Here is a 15,924-nt window from a genome sequence, read left to right on the forward strand (position 1 = left end):
CTCACCTCTTACCATTTAGTAAAAGACTAAGTGCCTTTTTAATATACTGATCCGTCGTTAATGCTTCTTTTAATAACTCTGGTACAACACGAGAAACTTCGCGTTCTGCGTATCCAAGTGCGCGCAGAGCTTCCAGTGCCTCATCAAGCTCAGCTGATGAACCTTTCTTCTCATCAAAACGTTCTGTGTCTGAGAATAAATCAACAAATGCATCTGGTACGACATCTGCTAGTTTTCCTTTTAAATCTAAAATCATTTGGCGTGCTGTTTTCTTTCCGACGCCTGGGAATTTCACTAAAAACTTCTCATCTTCATGCTCAATCGCTTGAACGACCTGTCCTGTTTGACCAGAAGCTAAAATTGCAAGAGCGCCTTTTGGCCCAATGCCAGACACGTCTAACAACTTTGTAAATAATAAACGCTCTTCACGTGTTTTAAAACCGTAAAGTGCCATAATATCTTCTCTCACATAATGATATGTATAGACACGGATTTCTTGCTTACTTCTTTGAAATACATACGGATTTGGTGTGAAAATTTGATAACCAATTCCATTATGATCAATTACGACATATTCCGGCCCTACATACTCCACGTAACCTGTAACATATTCAAACAAAATACGATCTCTCCCTCTTAAATCATGTATTCCATTTTAACATATTTAATGATAGAAAAGCGAGACTGCCCCAACAAATGTTCTCCACTTGAAACTTCTGTTATTTTCCATTGACAGAAAGGTTAAAGCACCTTAATATACAGAAGTCGATAATGATTATCAATACTAATTAAAGGGGTTACATCAGGATGAAACGTAAGCTATTTATTTTATTTACTATTATGCTTGTTGTTCTTTCTATCGTTGGCTGTTCTTCTCAAAAAGAAGAATCGAAAGCAAAAGAACAACCGAAAACAAAAGTTGTAAAACATGCTAAAGGTGAAGCTACAATTCCAGTAAATCCAAAGAGAATTGTTGACTTATCTGGATCAACAGAAGAACTATTACTTCTTGGACATAAACCTGTTGGTACAGCAAATACATATAAAGATAAAATCCAAAATCACTTAACAGACAAGTTAGATGGAGTAAAAGCAGTAGGTTGGTACTGGGCACCTAAAGTTGATTTAGAAGCTGTTACTGCTTTAAAACCAGACTTAATTATTTTAAACAACCGTCAATTAAAAATTTATGATCAACTAGAAAAGGTTGCACCTACAGTTGTTCTAGAAACAAACTTAGAAGACTGGCGTGGTAAGTTTAAAGAAGTAGGTAAGCTATTTGACGAAGAGAAGAAAGCAGACAAATGGATTGCAGACTACGATAAGAAAGCAGACTCTTTATCTAAAAAAATTAAAGAGAAAACAAAAGATGAGAACTTTATGTTCGTTGCAGTTACACCACAAAACTTCCGTGTATACGGTAGCTTCGGATACGGTGACATCATCTTTAATGACTTAAAACTTCCAGCAACAAAAGGTACGGATTTAAAACAAACGATGGCGCAAGTATCACTAGAAGGTCTAGTTGCATTTCAGCCTGACCAAATGTTTATTGTAAACTTCGGCGGCGAAGCTGATAAAGTTTACGAAGACTACAAAAACAGTGCTGTTTGGAAAGACAATAAAGCAGTTAAGAACAATCACGTATATGAAGTATCAAATGAAGTCTTCAATACGAAAGCATTCAATCCAATCGGAAAAGATATGCTAATTGATGAAATCGCAAAAGAAATTTTAGCTAAAAATAAATAAGAAAAAAAGCAGCTCACCATGAGCTGCTTTTTTTCTTACTTTGAACTGCGTATTGCTTCATTTTTTCAATCGTCTTCACAAAACCTTCTTTTGATTTAATACGAATGCCACGTTTCAATTTCGCACGTTCATAGCTCTCAAGCTTTTTCATATCAATTTGAAAGAAAGAATGGATCGCATTATCATTTTTTGGCACACCTTTGAAAATTTGTAATATCCCTTCCTCTGAAACACCAAAATACCCGCTCGTTTTCAATAACGGAGAAATATCATCAACTTTCTTTTGCAATACAATTTGTACATCATCACGATCAACGAGCTGCCATTCTTTATACTGCTGTAAAAACTTTTCTAAATCCGTCACTTTTTCTGTAAGTATTTCTTCGCTTACTTCGCCATCAACATACATACGCTCTAATAAAATTGTAACCTCAGGTTCTTTTTTCGTTACTTCTGGTACTGGCCCTTCCGCCTTCACATTCGTTTCATAAACGAAACAAAACATCATAACGAAAGCTTGCATCGCAATCAGTATCCATTTCATTTCCGTTCACCTCTTTTAGGCAAGATCATACTTTCATTAGTAGTTTTTCCGGAAATGGGGGTTTTATCCATATTACATTTCTTTCGAAAATATAAAAAATGCAGATAAGGATTCACCTCATCTGCATGTATCATTTACTTTTATATAAAATGAAAGACGCCTGCAAAGCAGGCGTCTTGATGCGTTTACGGCGAGAGACCAGGCGACCACATTCGCGTGTTTAGCACTTAAGCATATCTCTCGTCTTACGTAAATTAGCTCATCGCTTTGCTAATATAACATTAATAAAGTATAAGTGCAACATGTTTATAAAAATATTTTATTTCCTCTTTCATCCAAATAAATCAAACGCAAATTATAAATTGATAAATGCAATATATATATTACAATAAACATAACAGCGAAATCATCATAAACGGGAGATAGATATTATGAAACAAATAAAGGATGAACGTCTCATTCTGCAAACGTTAAAAAACATACGTATTGTCTTTCTTTTTCAATCACTTGGTATAATCGGTGTTTTAGGCTATATCGGATTCACTGAAGGAATAGATCAAATTACGAAATCTCCATTATGGCTAGTATTTATTCTTACGAGTATGATCCTTAGTTATTTACAGTTAAGTGTTTCAATCGATGTAGAAGAAGGCGAAAAGGAAATAAAGTTAACTCCTTATTATAAACTTGTCTTCCGCTCCCTAATTGTAGGAATCGTTATGGCTATTATTTATATCATTTTCAGTCCAGAAAGACCTCTATTTGAAGCTATTTTAACAGGTAGTATTCTTTTCATCTGCTTTTTAATTTCTTATTCCGTTAGTTATTTTATTAAAAAACGTCGTTTACAAGACAACGATGAATAAAGAGGAAGGGCTCCCCCTTCCTCTTTTGTTTTGCTATCGCACTGTACCAGTTAAACCGTAACGAATGTCTCGGAACATATTCACTATGTCACGATTAAAATCGTTTGTAACTGTACCGTTACGTAGACGCGTACTCATTGCATCGACACGAGTAAACATATCATTTCTTACAGAAACATATACGTTTCTGTTTCCAACTTCATTTGCAACAGCTTGACGAATTTCGTTCGCCATCGCCGTTTCATTTGTCACTGTGTTACGTGGTTTTACCGCAATCGCTACATCGTTTCCATATACAACTGTAGACACACGGTCTACGTTATTCATACGTTTCACACGATTTGTTATTCTTTCAGCTGTTTTACCATCATTGTTAATGTATGAATTGTTCATTGTAATATTACGAGTTGGATGCGGATTAGCAATTTGTCCATTGTAATTTACATCACGGTAATAATTGTATCCTGTATCGTTACGACCATTTCTATATGTTACATAATCTGTATAACGATCATTACGCGTCACATTATCACGATACTGGTGTGTATCATTATAAGATGTACGCTCGTAATTGTAGTTACGTCCATCCATTGCATTGTTTTTTGGTGTACCACATGCAGCTAATGCACTAGTAACTAACAAAGAAGCAGCAATCACTTTTACTTTCGTATTCAATACAAAAACCCCCTCTGTTAGAATGAGCTTCTCTACTGAAAAGCTCCCTCTTATGATGAGTAACAGAGAAGGTTTTTACACTGTTAATATTTCACTGGGAATTTTCTAGCACTTCATAAAAAAACTGCCTTTTCTTAATTAACAGGAATGCAAAAAAGGCGGGAATACTCCCGCCTTTTTAAACTTCTTCTTCGTCCTCTTCTTCTGAAACGGGCTCTCCAAATACATTTGGTGGATCTGGTTGATAATACATCGTTCCTGGCTGTGGTGCATATGCAGACTGAGTTGGTTGATAATATAAAGGATTCGCATATTGCGGACCGCCTGGTTGTGGACTATATAGTCTACTTTCTCCTCCGCATCCACAATCTTCCTCACCCTGCACAAGCGGCGGCATGTTATTATCCATTGGCATCATATTCGGGTTTGGCATAGACGTATGTTGCGGTCCAAACGGCGCTCCTTGCTGATATGGCATTTGATATGGATTTGGTTGTTGATAATACGGATTCGGCGGCATCATGGGCATTTGATAGGGCATCATATTTGGTGGTTGATTGTTATCCATAATCGGCATCATATTCGGCATTTGATTGTTATCCATAATTGGCATCATATTCGGTGGTTGATTGTTATCCATAATTGGCATCATATTCGGTGGTTGATTGTTATCCATGATTGGCATCATATTCGGCATTTGATTGTTATCCATAATTGGCATCATATTCGGCATTTGATTGTTATCCATGATTGGCATCATATTCGGCATTTGGTTATTATCCATAATTGGCATTATATTCGGCATTTGATTGTTATCCATAATTGGCATCATATTCGGCATTTGATTGTTATCCATGATTGGCATCATATTCGGTGGTTGATTGTTATCCATAATTGGCATCATATTCGGCATTTGATTGTTATCCATAATTGGCATTATATTCGGTGGTTGGTTGTTATCCATGATCGGCATTATATTTGGCATTTGAATATTTGGCGGTATGACTTGTGGAATAACTACATTTTCTTTCGATACATTTGGCGATACTATATTTCCTACATTCTCTTTCTTCACTTGTGGTGACACTATATTTCCTACATTCTCTTTCTTCACTTGTGGTGACACTATATTTCCTACATTCTCTTTCTTCACTTGTGGTGACACTATATTCCCTACATTTTCTTTTTTCACTTGCGGCGACACTATATTTCCTACATTTTCTTTTTTCACTTGCGGCGACACTATATTTCCTACATTTTCTTTTTTCACTTGTGGTGACACTATATTCCCTACATTTTCTTTTTTCACTTGCGGCGACACTATATTCCCTACATTTTCTTTTTTCACTTGCGGCGATATTATATTATTTTTTTTCGTTTGCGGAGAAATGATATTGTTAGGTTTCATTTTACTAATTTGAGGAGCAATTAACTCGCTTCCTTTTTTTATTACATCTGAAATTTTATATTCTTTTTTCGGTTTTATTGGTGGTTGTGGCGGCTGCGGTAATACATTTACCGAAAACTTCGTGTTTTCTTTTTCCGCCGGTTTTTGTTTTTCTATCACAGGTGGTTTTTGAATAACAGACGGTTTTTCTTTTTGAATTGGCTGTTCTTTTTGCACCTCTTTTTGCGGTTTCACCTGTACTTCTTTTTGCGGCTTTACCTGCATCTCCTTCTGTGGTTTCACCTGTACTTCTTTTTGTGGCTTTACTTGCATCTCTTTCTGCGGTTTTACTTGCACTTCTTTTTGTGTTTGTTGCATAGCTGGCTGCTGTGTAATTGGTGCTGATTGATACGTAACTTCTTCCTCATCTTCTATTCCAAGCGGAGTTGGTGTTGCTGCAAATTCTTTTTGCTGCACTTCTTTTACGTATTGCTTTGGAGGCGCTGAACCTGCTCCAGCCTGTTGTTTCATGTGAACACTCTTTGATGGCACTTTAATTTTCATACCTGGCATGATTAAATCTGGATTACTAAGTTGTGTATTTGTTTTTTTCAACGTGTCAAAATCCACTCCGTACTTTTTCGCAATTTTCCAAAGGGTATCCCCTTTTTGCACGATATGAATTTTCAAATTTTCCCCCTCCTGTATAACTTATCTATAAGTAACAAATCTCTTGAAGTAACTCTTTCTAAATAACATTAACTTCTTTTCACTTTTATCACTTCTTCGATTTTCAATATCATTCGAAGTGGAATAAGCATAAAGAACCACAATGATTTCTTCAAAACAATGTATGCCCATTTCGTTCTCGTTATGATTATATGTATGAAAAAAAGCAACGGGAATACCGTTGCTTTACACACGCTCTAACATACGATTTAATGCAAGAACTGCTTCTGCCGTTACTTGTTTGTCTACGCTAATAACGTTAATTTCTTCTCCTCTTTCTATCGTTTCAAGTGTCCATAATAAGTGAGGCAGATCAATTCGATTCATCGTTAAGCACGGACACATAAATGGATTAAGCGAAACAATTTCTTTATCTGGATGTTGCTTAATAATTCGATTTACTAAATTCATTTCTGTACCAATCGCCCATTTGCTACCAGATGGCGCTGATTCAATCATATCAATAATATATTTCGTTGAGCCTGCATAATCTGAAGCAGCTACAACTTCATAGCAACATTCTGGATGTACAATAATATTCATATTAGAATGATTTTTTCGTACACTCTCAATATTCTTCACTGTAAAATTTTGATGAACAGAACAATGTCCTTTCCATAAAATCACTTGAATTTCTTCTATATCCCCATCGTACTCTAATGAATCTGTGTGTGGGTCCCATACTGCCATTTTATCTAACGGAATACCTAGATTGTGCGCTGTATTTCTCCCTAAATGTTGGTCTGGTAAAAAGACGAGACGTTCTTTTTGAGTAAACGCCCAAGATACCATTTGCTTTGCATTAGAAGAAGTTACTGTTGCTCCTCCGTTACGACCACAAAACGCTTTAATTGCAGCTGTAGAGTTCACATATGTTAACGGAATCATCGTATCTCCAAATAATTTCGTGAGCTCTTTCCATGCTCTTTCTGTTTGTTCAATATCTGCCATATCCGCCATCGAACAACCTGCACGCATATCTGGTAAGATGACAACTTGATCATCTGTAGTTAACATATCTGCTGTTTCCGCCATAAAGTGCACCCCGCAAAACACAATATATTTTGCATCTTTATTGCTCGCTGCAACTTGCGCAAGCTGAAGTGAATCCCCTGCTGCATCTGAAAATTGTACCACTTCATCTTTTTGATAATGATGCCCTGGAATGAATAACATTTTCCCCATTTTCTCTTTAATTTCACGAACACGCTTTTCCATATCTTCCGTTGACATCGTGTAATAACGCTCTGGTAACATCGTTTCAATTGGCTGTACTTGTTCTAAAATACTCATATACGTTTCTCCCCCTCTAAGCCACTTTCCTTACTCTTCAATATTGAAACTAATATCAAGTGCTTTCACTGAATGTGTTAACGCTCCAAGTGAAATATAATCTACCCCTGTTTTTCCGTATTTTGATAAATCTTCAATTGTGATGCCCCCTGAAGCTTCTGTAACGATAGCGCTTGGTACAATTTTTGAAAACTCCCGGATTTCATCTGGCGTACGATTATCGAACATAATAATATCCGCACCAGCAGCAACAGCCTCTCTCACCTGTTCCTCAGTTTCTGTTTCTACTTCTACTTTCACCATATGTCCTAACTTTTCTTTCACTGATGTAACAGCTTTTGTAATAGAACCAGCAAACGCAATATGATTGTCTTTAATCATGACACCATCATATAAACCGAAGCGATGATTAAATCCACCGCCGCACACGACTCCATACTTATCAAACATACGTAGTCCTGGCATCGTTTTTCGTGTATCACAAATGCGAGTATGACTGCTATCTAAAGCAAGAACCGCTGTACGCGTCATCGTCGCTATTCCGCTCATACGCTGAATAACATTTAATATAACGCGCTCTGCTGTTAATAACGATGCAATTGGACCTTGCACTGTTGCAATGATTTCGCCTTTTTCTACAAGATCCCCATCTTTTTTATGAAGCTCTACTTCAATTCTCTCATCAATTAATTTAAATCCTGATTCAATTACTAAACGTCCTGCAAAGACCCCTGTATCCTTCGCAAGAAACGTTCCTTTCGAAAGCAAGTTATCTGGAAAAATAAGCTGAGATGTTACATCTCTTTCCCCTATATCTTCTAAAAAAAATCGATTTAATGCTTCTTTAACTTTTATCGTGTTCATAAAGCCTCTCTTCCCCTCATCACACAAGTTGTCGCTTTCTCTTTACTCGAACAATCTCTTTCTTTCCTATATTTCTATCTGGATAATCACTCCGGTAATGCCCGCCAATACTTTCTTCTCTTTGCAAGGCTGATACAACTATAAGCTCACAAACCGTTAACATATTAATAAGCGTTATCTCTTCATTCGTAAGAACATCATGTTGTAATATCATATTTCGAACACCATACTTACTAAGCCATCTCTTCGCATAAGATAAACTTTGCTCTGTTCGCACAATCCCAACATATTTCATCATGCATTTTTGTATTTCTTCTTTCGTCGGTAAATGATTCAGAACGATAAACTTTGCTTCCTTTTCGGCTAGCATGTTCACCTTTTCTTTTGTCTCTCTAGATAAAATGTGTCGTCCGATTCTTTTTCCAAACACAAGACCTTCTAATAATGAATTACTCGCTAATCTATTTGCACCATGAACCCCGTTACAAGCTACTTCACCGACTGCGTATAAGTTCGGAATAGACGTCTCTCCATCACAGTTCGTTTTCACGCCGCCCATGTGAAAATGAGTACCGGGCACGATTGGAATAAGTTTTTTATTTATATCGACTCCATTTGTTTTACATATCGATGACACGGTCGGAAAGCGTTGTTCAAAGTTTTGAATCATTTCGATGTTTAAGTACACTTTTTCACCCGCAAGTAGCTGTTCATGAATAGCCCTTGCGACTACATCACGAGGCGCTAAATCCTGTTCGGAATGTATATCCATCATAAAACGCTGCCCTTTTCCATTTATAAGGACAGCTCCTTCTCCGCGAACAGCTTCGGACACGAGGCCGGAACAACGCCCACCCGCGTATAACATCGTCGGATGAAATTGTATAAACTCTAAATCTACAAGCTCTCCGCCTGCACGGTACACCATTGCAAGTCCATCGCCTGTAATCGTCTCATCATTAGAAGTAAAGGCGTATAAACCGCCAATACCGCCTGAAGCTAACACCGTATAATCTGCATTGTAACGTTTCAATTCTCCTTTATTGTTGCGAGTTAAAGCCCCAACACATTTATCTTTTTCTATAATAAAATCGAGCACCATTTCCTGTTCCACTACCGTAACGTATGGAGCTACTTCTTGAATAAGATGCTCTAATAAATTCTTTCCTGTTGCATCGCCACCTGCATGTAAAATACGACGTTTTCGATGCGCTCCTTCTTTTCCAAGATGAGGACCTGTTTCATCCCCATCAAATTTCATTCCTCTTTCAATAAGGTTATTAATTTCTTTCGGTCCCTCCTCGACTAAATAACGGACCACTTCTTCATTGTTATAATGACAACCTGCTACTAATGTATCTTCAAAATGATCATTAGGATTGTCATATGTAGCTACCGCTGCGGCAATTCCACCTTGAGCTAAATGTGTATTATTATTACGTTTCGTCTCCTTTGTGATAATAATCACATTCTTTTCGTGACAAATCTCTTTTGCAACACGAAGTGCCGCAACACCACTTCCAATAATTAAGACATCTGCACTTGGCATAATTGTTGCCTCCTACTTTACACTTTTCAACTGTCTTGACACCTATATTTACATAGTTTTAAAATAATGACAAGAGTTTTTTTATAATTCTTATTTTCACTACCATTAAAAAAGTAAAAGAACTGTAACTCTTACTAGAGAGAGGAACTTACATGATGATATATCTTGACTATGCAGCTACTACACCTATGAGCGAGGAAGCGTTACAAACATATATGAAAGCAGCGTCGCAATACTTCGGAAATGAACAAAGTTTACATGATATTGGAGGAACAGCTGCTTCTTTATTACAAGTTTGCCGAAAAACATTTGCGGAAATGATTGGAGGAAAAGAACAAGGAGTATTTTTCACAAGTGGCGGATCGGAATCAAACTATCTTGCGATCCAATCACTTCTAAATCCCCGAACTAAGAAGCATATTATTACGACACCTATGGAACATGCATCCATTCGAAGTTATTTTCAATCTCTAAAATCAAAAGGCTATACGATCACTGAAATTCCTGTTGATAAAAATGGACTCATTTGTTTAGTAGATTTAGAGGCAGCTATTACAGAAGATACTGTGCTAGCAAGTATACAGCATGGAAACTCTGAAATCGGAACCGTTCAAAACATTACAGAAATCGGGGCACTTTTAAAAAAATATAATGTTTTATTTCATACGGATTGTGTGCAAACGTTTGGTAAACTGCCTATCCATGTTTTTGAGATGGGGATTGATAGTCTTTCTGTTTCAGCACATAAAATATACGGACCAAAAGGTGTCGGCGCTTGCTACATAAATCCGCAATCTCGCTGGGAACAAGTATTTCCAGGAACTTCTCACGAAAAAGGATTTCGCCCAGGCACAGTAAATGTTCCCGGCATCGCATCTTTTTTAACAGCTGCTGAAAATATATTAAAAACCCAATGGGAAGAAAGTTTACGTTTTAAAGAGTTACGATCCTACTTTTTAGAGCAAATACAAACACTTCCGCTAGAAATTGAAGTAGAAGGTCATTCTACTTCTTGTTTACCACATATTGTTGGGGTTACAATAAAAGGAATAGAAGGTCAATATACTATGCTAGAATGTAATCGCCATGGTATCGCCATTTCCACCGGAAGTGCTTGCCAAGTCGGTAAACAAGAACCTTCGAAAACTATGCTTGCAATTGGAAAAACGTATGAAGAGGCCAAACAATATGTCCGCTTCTCTTTCGGACAACAAACAACGAAAGATCAAATTGATACTACTATTCATGCACTACACACAATTGGAAATCAATTTTATAGAGGTGTTAAATCATAATGAAACAAAATGACCAAAAAAAGATTTTAGGTGAAGAAAGACGACAGCTTATCCTTCAGTGGCTTCTCGCTGCAAATGAGCCGTTATCTGGGAATGAACTATCGAAGAAGACAAACGTAAGTAGACAAGTTATCGTGCAAGATATTTCCTTGCTTAAAGCACGAAACGAACCAATTATTGCGACTGCCCAAGGCTATTTATATTTAAAGCCACAAGAGAAACAACAAGCTTTTGAACGCGTAATCGTATGCCAGCACAAACCAGCAGAAGTACGTCAAGAACTTACAATGCTTGTTGACCACGGCGTTACGATTAAAGACGTAAAAGTTGAGCATCCTGTATACGGTGACCTAACAGCATCCATTATGGTAAGCAATCGCTTTGATGTAGAGCAATATTTACAAAAAATCGAAAACACAAATGCTTCCTATCTATCGCAACTAACAGACGGTATTCACTTACATACAATTGAAGCAGATTCTAAAGAGAAGTTAGATGCTGCTTGTGAGGCGTTAGATAAAGCAGGATTTCTCGTTTATTAATGTAAAGCACAGAGTTTTTTATCATTCTCTGTGCTTTTTTAATGCTATAATATTGTAATCAATCGTAAAGGAGATCAAATATGGGAATTGAACTCGTTCACTTTAGTACTGGTAAACCGAAACAAATGAAATATGGCGAAGATAAAGAAATGATAACAGGTATATGTAAAGATCCTACAGAAGAGGCCTTTCTCTCAAAAGACGGATTTCGTGGTGATGACGTAGCGGATTTAAAACATCACGGCGGTCCTGATCGAGCTGTTTGTGTATACCCACACGAGCATTACGCACTATGGGAAGAGGAATTTCAAACTACGCTACCAGCTTCCACATTTGGCGAAAACATTACCGTAACAAATATGTTAGAGCGTGATGTTTGCATCGGAGATACATATCAACTAGGTGGAGCAATCATTCAAGTGACACAAGCTCGCGTTCCTTGTAGCACTATTTCAAAACGCCTCGGCATCCCTGGCATACTGCCACGCATTGTAGCAACTGGATTTACAGGCTACCTATGCCGCGTTCTTCAAGAAGGTACTGTACGTAAAGATTCTAAAATTACATTACTAGAACGTCAACCGAGCAATGTTTCTGTTTTGTTCTCTAACGAAATTTATTTTCATAATAGAAAAGATAAAGATGGCATTGAAAAAATTCTTGCTGTTCCAGAACTAGCTGATATTTGGCGTGGTAAGTTAGAAGATCGTCTTGCGAAGTTAAAATAAAGAATCACACCAGGTAAAACAGTATTGAGTCCATCATACCAGATGGACTCTTTTTATTTTCTCTTCCTTCACGTCCAAACATATAAAAATATATTTCATATTATATATGGACAACCTTTAATTCTTATATGTGAAGGGAGTGATTAATTATGGCGGATTACTTCTTAAAAAATGGAAAAAAATATTATAAGAAAAATGATCGCCCATGTAATTCTTCAAATTCAGATTCAAATAACTGTTTTATACAGAACTATACTATTTTCGGTACGGGAAATACCCCTCAAGATCTTGATATAACAACTGGAATTCCTCGAACTGTATTTGAAAACTTCACTAAAAATCATAATAAGACACTTATTAAATTTAGTTTCAGTCCTGCATTTGCAACAACGATTAGATTAACAATCGCAAGATTAAACCATCGCTCTCCACTTACATTTACCTTAACACCAGGAGATATTAAAACATTTTTAGTAGAAGATGTTGAGAGTATTACTTTCTCAGATACTGTAGCTCCATCTACACTCAATCTATTAATACAACAAACGAATTGTATTTGCTGCAGTAATTCGAACAATGATGAATCCTATTATTATAATAGTTGTAATGATGCGTACTAAAAACCCGACAAAAGAGTTATCTATTCCTAACAGAAGCCGTCCTAAATATCTTTTAGGACGGCTTCTTTATTTTGCTAGCTTAATTAATCACTTACTTCAATAGAATTGATAGCTTACTCTGCCTCAAACCGAGAAACAGCTTTTCATTTCAAACAACTTTAACAACAGCTCCCCTCTACAACCAATAAGAAGAATAACTCCCCAGCACAGTAACAGAAAAACCGAGTGCTTCAAGTTCCATCGTTACGCCTGGCAATAATACGTCATCGTATGCTTTATCAACATCAATTAAGAAAAAGTAATTTCCAAGACCTGTTTTCATCGGACGCGATTCGATTTTTGATAAGTTTAATTTTCTCCATGCGAAAGCTGATAACACTTGATATAGGGCACCTGCATAATCTGCAGGTAACGTTATCATAAGCGTCGTTTTCTCTCCGCGATTCTCTCCGTTATTCGGGAGTACTGCTTTCTTTTTCTTATGGAGTACCAAGAAACGTGTGTGATTATTTTTATGCGTATGAATACTACGTCTCACAATTGTTAATCCGTATTTTTCTGCAGCCGCTTCATTTGCAATAGCGGCAATTTTCTCTTCAGGATGTTCTTTCACATATTGCGCAGCAGCACTTGTAGATGTCATATCTCGAACAGTTACTCCTTTTAATTCTTCATTTAAAAATTTATGGCACTGTGCAATGGCATGCGGATGAGAATGCACTGCATATACTTCATCCCACACTTCTGCATACTGCGGATGTACAAGTAAATGCTGCTGAATTGGTACTGTAATTTCTCCTACAATGGAAAGCGGCTGCTCATGTACAAGGTAATCAACCGTTATATTCACTGAACCTTCTATTGCATTTTCTAACGGTACAACTGCGAAGTCTACATTTTCATTTGCAGCTGCATCTATACAATCTGGAATCGTTCGATATGGTACATGCTCTGCTTCCGGAAAAAAACGACTCACCGCCATATTTGTAAATGTTGCTTCTGGTCCTAAATATCCTACTCGAATCATCGTCTTTTCCCCTCTTTTTCGTTTTCTTACTGTTATACCATACTTTTTTATATTCTTCTATGTAAATTTCGAATATTAAAAAAAAGACTAGCGTTCGCTAGTCTAAATGTTTCTTATATTCTCTTTGAGCGAAGAAGAAATAAATGATACATGCTGCGATATAAAACAGAATGAACAAACCTACTTTTCTTAATGATCCATCCATAAAAAGCGTATTATGAAACGTATATAACGCAACTGCACTATGCATACTCCCTACTATAATTGGCGCAAAAAATAGCATACATAATTGCCAACGAGAAATTTTCCATACTTCTTCCTTCGTCATTCCAAGTTTAGAGAGTGCACCATACTGCTTTCGGTCCGATGCAATATTATGGAACCATTTAAAATAAACGATACTACATGAAGTAAGAAAGAATAATATACTAATAAATGAGCCTACAAATAGAGTAATATCGCCGCCTTCTTTCATATTTACATACAACTCCATATTGCTTCGAAATGCATTATTATTATCTTGTTTCATATGTTTCCGTAAATCTTCATTTAATTTCTTCGTCTTTTCGATATTTGGTAATGTGTAGCCTCTATATATCATTTTTTCAGAATCAGGAACCTGATTTGCTATACTATCAAAATCTTCATCATTCATAACGAAGAACAGACCATTAATGTACGAAGGGTGATGGTTAAATTGAACCCCTTCTTTCTGACCGTTAAATACGAATTGATATGGTTGATTCATTACTTGCAATTGAATCTCTTTTTGATTATATACATTCGAATTATTGTATTTATTATAATAAACGAGTGTCACTGTACCTTTTTTAGGACGATACGTTTTCTGTTTTTGTTTCCTTGCTTCTTGGTTATATTCACTTTCTTTTATAAGCGGTGCTATTGTTGTTTCTCCTTTATTAGACTGAAAGGATGCATACACTCCAACAAAACTCATATATTGAAAATCATCATACCCATATTGATTCAGTAATTTTTCAACCGCACCTTCTTCAAAGACTTCATAAGTAGAAATACCTTTTTCTATGTACGAAAACGAGTGTACCCCTCCAGTTCGCCACATATCTTGCATGCTAGAAAAATACAAGAACACCGTACCTGTTGCCGTAACTACAAACGTCGTTGCCATAGACATCAGAAAGAAAAAGCGACCATTTTCCTTCATTCGATGTGACAATTGATTCACTATAAATAAATATGGATATGTATACATAATCTTTTTATTTCGCTTTATCATTTCTAACACTTGGGTAGCTCCATGTGTAAAAGAAAAATACGTTCCCAAAAAGACAAGTATAGACACAGGGAAAAAGTATATCGCTATCGTAGCCATCGTCACTTGTAGCGCCAATGCATACCCGCCCACTAAACAAGCAAAACCGAATAAACAGAGCCACTTTGATGTTTTCTTCTCTTTTTTATCTGTTCGAAATTCTTTCAATAACCGAATGATTTTTATATTCCATATACGTAAAGCACTTATAAAAGATAACAGAATAAAAACGACCATATATGTAATAAATGTTACACCAATCGCACTTACGTCAAATATAACAGGGAGTTCTTTCGGAAGCCCCAGTAACATACTAAACACCATGAAGAAGAGCTTTAAAAAGATCAAGCCCAGCCCTATACCGAAAATATTAGCAAAAATTCCAATTAATATTTGCTCGGTCATAATTACTCCTATTACGTTAGACTTCGTTGCTCCCATTAACATATATAACCCTAATTCTTTCTTACGTGCTTCTATGAAAATAGAAGTAGAGTACAAAATAAATATGACGAAAAAAGAAATAATTATAACATTACATATGATAAGTCCCCAGCGTACGTTTTGATACCACATCGTCTCTTGCATATACGGATGTACAATGACAGACATATATGCAAAAGAAGCAAATATTGCAAAACAACTACTTAAGAAAAACACTTTATAATTACGCCAATTTCCTTTTATATTTTGCAGCGCTAGTTGCCGAATGTTCATCTATCTTCCTCCTGTAACTTACTACATAGGCAAAAAGCTAGA

General features: G+C 36.4%; 14 protein-coding genes and 1 pseudogene. 6 read left to right on the top strand and 9 right to left on the bottom strand.

Annotated features, from left to right (window positions below; all coding sequences use genetic code 11):
• Position 1: 1 nt before the first annotated feature.
• Complete coding sequence (gene ruvA, locus N2V80_RS22120) at positions 2–619, bottom strand: Holliday junction DNA helicase RuvA (protein ID WP_061654498.1); 618 nt, start codon at positions 617–619, stop codon at positions 2–4.
• Positions 620–807: 188 nt separating this feature from the next.
• On the opposite strand from ruvA, the gene N2V80_RS22125 reads away from it, so the two are divergent.
• A complete protein-coding gene (locus tag N2V80_RS22125) occupies positions 808–1,752 on the top strand; it encodes an iron-hydroxamate ABC transporter substrate-binding protein (protein WP_000823606.1) in 945 nt (314 codons plus the stop codon).
• 13 nt (positions 1,753–1,765) lie between these two features.
• Here the strand turns inward: N2V80_RS22125 and N2V80_RS22130 are convergent, their stop codons facing one another.
• Positions 1,766–2,296, bottom strand: coding sequence for a BofC C-terminal domain-containing protein (locus N2V80_RS22130; RefSeq protein WP_000871174.1), 531 nt, complete (start codon positions 2,294–2,296; stop codon positions 1,766–1,768).
• A 431-nt stretch (positions 2,297–2,727) separates the two neighbouring features.
• On the opposite strand from N2V80_RS22130, the gene N2V80_RS22135 reads away from it, so the two are divergent.
• Positions 2,728–3,162, top strand: coding sequence for a hypothetical protein (locus tag N2V80_RS22135; protein WP_061654499.1), 435 nt, complete (start codon positions 2,728–2,730; stop codon positions 3,160–3,162).
• 33 nt (positions 3,163–3,195) lie between these two features.
• On the opposite strand, the gene N2V80_RS22140 is transcribed toward N2V80_RS22135, so the two are convergent.
• From N2V80_RS22140 to nadB, 5 genes and pseudogenes are all read right to left on the bottom strand, one after another.
• Entirely contained in the window at positions 3,196–3,837 is a 642-nt protein-coding gene (locus N2V80_RS22140) for a YhcN/YlaJ family sporulation lipoprotein (protein WP_001093542.1), read from the bottom strand.
• A gap of 1,920 nt (positions 3,838–5,757) precedes the next feature.
• Positions 5,758–5,914, bottom strand: a pseudogene (gene safA, locus N2V80_RS30570) (SafA/ExsA family spore coat assembly protein); the annotation flags it as partial.
• A gap of 225 nt (positions 5,915–6,139) precedes the next feature.
• Positions 6,140–7,246 carry a quinolinate synthase NadA gene (gene nadA, locus N2V80_RS22150; protein WP_000025337.1) on the bottom strand — a complete coding sequence of 369 codons (1,107 nt, stop codon included), beginning with the start codon at positions 7,244–7,246 and terminating at the stop codon, positions 6,140–6,142.
• 30 nt (positions 7,247–7,276) lie between these two features.
• Complete coding sequence (gene nadC, locus N2V80_RS22155; protein ID WP_061654501.1) at positions 7,277–8,110, bottom strand: carboxylating nicotinate-nucleotide diphosphorylase; 834 nt, start codon at positions 8,108–8,110, stop codon at positions 7,277–7,279.
• 19 nt (positions 8,111–8,129) lie between these two features.
• Positions 8,130–9,659, bottom strand: coding sequence for an L-aspartate oxidase (gene nadB, locus N2V80_RS22160; protein WP_001138539.1), 1,530 nt, complete (start codon positions 9,657–9,659; stop codon positions 8,130–8,132).
• Between the two features lie 152 nt (positions 9,660–9,811).
• Between nadB and N2V80_RS22165 the strand changes: the two genes are divergently transcribed.
• The 4 genes from N2V80_RS22165 (at position 9,812) to N2V80_RS22180 (ending at position 12,844) form a co-directional block, all read left to right on the top strand.
• On the top strand, positions 9,812–10,954 hold the full coding sequence (locus N2V80_RS22165; protein WP_000973761.1) for an IscS subfamily cysteine desulfurase: 1,143 nt from the start codon (positions 9,812–9,814) through the stop codon (positions 10,952–10,954).
• Positions 10,954–11,496, top strand: a complete 543-nt coding sequence (locus N2V80_RS22170) for a transcription repressor NadR (protein WP_000812240.1) — start codon at positions 10,954–10,956, stop codon at positions 11,494–11,496. The genes N2V80_RS22165 and N2V80_RS22170 overlap by 1 nt, the downstream gene beginning before the upstream one ends.
• 80 nt (positions 11,497–11,576) lie before the next feature.
• Entirely contained in the window at positions 11,577–12,224 is a 648-nt protein-coding gene (locus tag N2V80_RS22175) for an MOSC domain-containing protein (protein ID WP_061654502.1), read from the top strand.
• A gap of 149 nt (positions 12,225–12,373) precedes the next feature.
• Positions 12,374–12,844, top strand: a complete 471-nt coding sequence (locus N2V80_RS22180) for a hypothetical protein (RefSeq protein WP_000796370.1) — start codon at positions 12,374–12,376, stop codon at positions 12,842–12,844.
• A 175-nt stretch (positions 12,845–13,019) separates the two neighbouring features.
• Here N2V80_RS22180 and pheA read toward each other — a convergent pair whose 3' ends face one another.
• Together pheA and N2V80_RS22190 are read right to left on the bottom strand one after the other, a co-directional pair.
• Entirely contained in the window at positions 13,020–13,871 is an 852-nt protein-coding gene (gene pheA, locus N2V80_RS22185) for a prephenate dehydratase (protein ID WP_000621701.1), read from the bottom strand.
• A 97-nt stretch (positions 13,872–13,968) separates the two neighbouring features.
• The gene (locus N2V80_RS22190; protein WP_001026334.1) at positions 13,969–15,882 is read right to left on the bottom strand and encodes an ABC transporter permease; all 1,914 of its coding nucleotides are present in this window, start codon (positions 15,880–15,882) and stop codon (positions 13,969–13,971) included.
• Between the last annotated feature and the right edge of the window lie 42 nt (positions 15,883–15,924).

It is taken from the genome of Bacillus sp. FSL W8-0640, assembly GCF_038007725.1.
Taxonomy (GTDB): domain Bacteria; phylum Bacillota; class Bacilli; order Bacillales; family Bacillaceae_G; genus Bacillus_A; species Bacillus_A cereus.